The sequence below is a fragment of the Mesorhizobium sp. M7A.F.Ca.US.006.01.1.1 genome (assembly GCF_003997935.1).
In the GTDB taxonomy this organism is placed as follows: domain Bacteria; phylum Pseudomonadota; class Alphaproteobacteria; order Rhizobiales; family Rhizobiaceae; genus Mesorhizobium.
The window spans coordinates 1-3612 of the sequence record NZ_RZQL01000413.1; the positions used below are offsets into that span (position 1 = coordinate 1).

Consider the following 3612-nt stretch of genomic DNA (forward strand, 5'->3'; position numbering starts at 1 on the left):
GCCAAGCGAAGCCTCGCTGTCGCCCTCACCGTCAAAGTCCCAAGCACCGCCGGCTCGCTTGCCATTGGGACGTTTGATGAAGGCGGGAACTTCCAGGTCGCCAACTTCCTCCGCGTGGAGACGCCAGTCGTGGAACGTCCCCACGGCGCCGTCGGGCCGTCCGGGAGGTAAATCTCTTTGGTCGCAGCACTTGCCGGCTAGGCCAGTGAGTGGCTGCCGGTGAATTGAGTTCGAAGCCAACAGGAGCCAGTCATGGCCCGTGCCTCTGAAGTTCTTTTTGTCGATCCTTCAGTTTCCGACCTCCAGGCGATTCTCGGCAGCGTGCGACCCGAGGTTCAAGCGATTGTGCTCAACGGCCGCCGACCGGCGGCGCGGCAGATCGCTGCCGCGCTCGCAGGGCACGCAGGGCTCGATGCGGTGCACGTTATCGCACATGGTGGGTCTGGGCGTGTCGGCTTCACAGCAGGGGAGTGGTCATCAACTACATTGCAGGAAGAGGCCGAGGATCTTGCCGCAATCGGCCGTGCGCTTGCCAAGGACGGCGAGCTGCGGCTGTGGAGCTGCGAAACGGCATCGGGGGATACGGGCGAAGCCTTCATAGAGGCGCTGGAAGAGGCAGTAGGCGCGGACGTTCTCGCGTCCGGGTCGCTGATTGGCGCGGCCGCCCTGGGCGGCTCCTGGGAGATATCCTCACGCGTAGGCTCGTCCACGCCCTTGCCTCCAATGACTTCGGCTGGCGTGGCCAGCTACTCGGGGGTGCTTGCGGCTGATCTCACACTCAGTGGGGACATAACTGCCGGCGGCAGCTCTTCGGCTGTTAACACGTATTATGTAGTGGATACTCACGTGGCTCCGCCGACTAATCCGGCGCTTAATCGTGCGGATGATACAGTCGTTGGTAGCTTTCAGCTACCATCTGCAAACCAGGGCGGTTTAATAAATGACTTCTCTGCGACCATAACGATCCCCAACACTACTGATATTTATTTCGTTTATGACAGCAATTTCAAATTATACGGCACGCTTTCCCCGGTTGTAGGAGGTTATAGTTTTACACCCGTGCTTGCTAATAATGGCGATAATGGCAATTTCTTTGATACCGCTTCTTTTATCGCCACCACAGGTCAAGTAGGCGCGACCGGACCCGCCGGAGCGACCGGCGCGACCGGCGCCACGGGTGCGGGCTCGACAGGTGCCACGGGCGCGACCGGTGCCACCGGCTCTACTGGAGCAACCGGCTCGACTGGCTCGACTGGAGCAACAGGCTCTACTGGTGCGACCGGATCGACCGGAGCAACCGGCTCGACCGGCGCCACAGGTGCAACCGGTGATACCGGAGCAACTGGCTCGACCGGATCGACAGGTTCGACCGGCTCTACTGGGGCAACAGGTTCGACCGGATCGACTGGAGCAACAGGCTCTACTGGAGCAACCGGCTCGACCGGTGATACCGGAGCAACTGGTTCGACTGGAGCAACAGGTTCGACTGGCGCAACCGGCTCGACCGGCGCCACAGGTGCAACCGGTAATACCGGAGCAACTGGCTCGACCGGATCGACAGGTTCGACCGGCTCTACTGGGGCAACAGGTTCGACCGGATCGACCGGAGCAACCGGCTCGACCGGCGCCACAGGAGCAACCGGTGATACCGGAGCAACTGGCTCGACCGGATCGACAGGTTCGACCGGCTCTACTGGGGCAACAGGTTCGACCGGATCGACCGGAGCAACCGGCTCGACCGGCGCCACAGGAGCAACCGGTGATACTGGAGCAACAGGCTCTACTGGGGCAACAGGTTCGACCGGATCGACCGGATCGACCGGAGCAACCGGCTCGACCGGCGCCACAGGAGCAACCGGTGATACCGGAGCAACTGGCTCGACCGGATCGACAGGTTCGACCGGCTCTACTGGTTCGACCGGCTCTACTGGGGCAACAGGCTCTACAGGTTCGACTGGCTCAACCGGAGCCACCGGTTCGACAGGTCCGACAGGTGCGACTGGCTCGGGCGGCGGGACCGGTGACCGCGACCATGGCAACAACGGTGGCGGCAACGATCCTGATGGAAGCGACAGCAGCAACCCAGGCAAGGGGCATGGCAATGACGGGTCCGACAACGATGGTTCGCCAGGTAACGGCAACCACGCCAAGGTCTCGGCCGATACGATCGGACTCAAGGACACCAAGCAGTTCTTGCAATCGGGCCCGGCCGCCAGCAGCGACACCGATAGCCAAGCCTCGTTCCGGCAGCTCGTTGGCCTGGCTGGGGGTTCGGTGACGAGCGATCTCTTGAACGTTCTCCATACGATCAAGGGCCTTAGTCCGAACCAGAACAAGACATCCGGTGCAACGTCCGACTTGACTTCTGACAAGGGCAAGCAAGGCGCCGGATACACTAACACCGACGACACGCTGAAGAAGGCAATGAAGGATATTCTGAAACCTAATGACTGAGTCCAGGTTGAAGAAAGAACGCGCGGCCCTTGCGGGAACGCAAGTGCCGCGCGTTCACCATTTCCAGGCGGGCAAAGGGCCCGTGCGGCTGGCCTATTTGGAATATAGTGCGTTTTGTCAGCAGTCCCGGCTGGGCCGGCTTGCCCGGAGCATCCTTGAACCCTCGCTTGTGGGCCGGAGGGGAAGTGCATGGTGAGTATACCTCTGAACGCCGATGCACGGCCAACCTCGATCCGCGTGGACGCGGAGGCGACGGGCAAGGTTGGCAGCCAGAGCGAGGCGGGGAGGGCACCCGGCGGACCCGCCGAGTTCGACCGGATTGCCCCGCGCCTCAAGGCGGTGCTACGGGTCGCCCGCTACCATGGCGTCGAACTCGACCCGAACGAGTTCAAGGTGGCGAGCGCAAGCCCGGTTCCAAACGCGACCGATCTCTCGCAATGGGCCCAGAACGGCGGCATGTGGTCGCGTGCGCTCCGCATCCGCTGGTCGCATCTTCTGCGCTTCGAGCACACTGGACCGGTCGTCCTGCTGTTCAATGACGGTGGCGCAGGTCTCCTCACCGGGGCCAGTCCAGAGCGGAATGTCGTCTTCCTCAAAAGTGCGGATGCGCCCGAGGATGCCGAAGCCATGGCCATCGACGAGTTGCGGCTGTCGCAGGTGTGGGCGGGTGAGGCCGTGCTGTTGCGTCCAGCGCGATCCTATATCGCGGCCGATGCGCCTTTCACCCTCGGTTGGTTGATCGACCTGGTACGGTTCGAAAGCCGTTCTATGCGTGACATCGGTATCGCCTCGTTCACGCTCAGCCTCCTTACCGTTCTGCCGCCTCTCATGGTCATGACACTGGTCAACAAGGTGCTGCAGTTCAACAGCGTTTCAACCCTCGTGCTCCTGTCGGCCACAATTGCCGTCCTGTTCGTTTACGAGACGCTCCTCGGTCACGCCCGACGGCTGATCATCAACGTCGTCGGCGCCCGCCTGGATACCAAACTGAACTTGCATGTTTTCAGCAGGCTCCTGCGTCTGCCACTTGATTATTTCGAGCGTCATCCGGCCGGCGAGACGATGTACCATCTCGCGCAGATCTATCGCATCCGCGAATTCCTGACCGGAAAACTCCTCAGCACGTTCCTGGATCTGATCACGCTCTGCGTGCTGATC

General features: G+C 61.8%; 2 protein-coding genes. Both read left to right on the forward strand.

Features of this window, described 5'->3' with window-relative positions; all coding sequences use genetic code 11:
• The first annotated feature begins 252 nt into the window (after positions 1–252).
• Positions 253–2454, forward strand: coding sequence for a DUF4347 domain-containing protein (locus EN943_RS38085; RefSeq protein WP_127416503.1), 2202 nt, complete (start codon positions 253–255; stop codon positions 2452–2454).
• A gap of 237 nt (positions 2455–2691) precedes the next feature.
• A partial coding sequence (locus EN943_RS36055) for an ABC transporter transmembrane domain-containing protein (RefSeq protein ID WP_245476106.1) occupies positions 2692–3612 on the forward strand: 921 nt, incomplete at its 3' end.

Coding starts and splice junctions, on each gene's coding strand:
- EN943_RS38085 (WP_127416503.1), top strand. CDS start 253: ATGGCCCGTGCCTCTGAAGTTCTTTTTGTCGATCCTTCAGTTTCCGAC.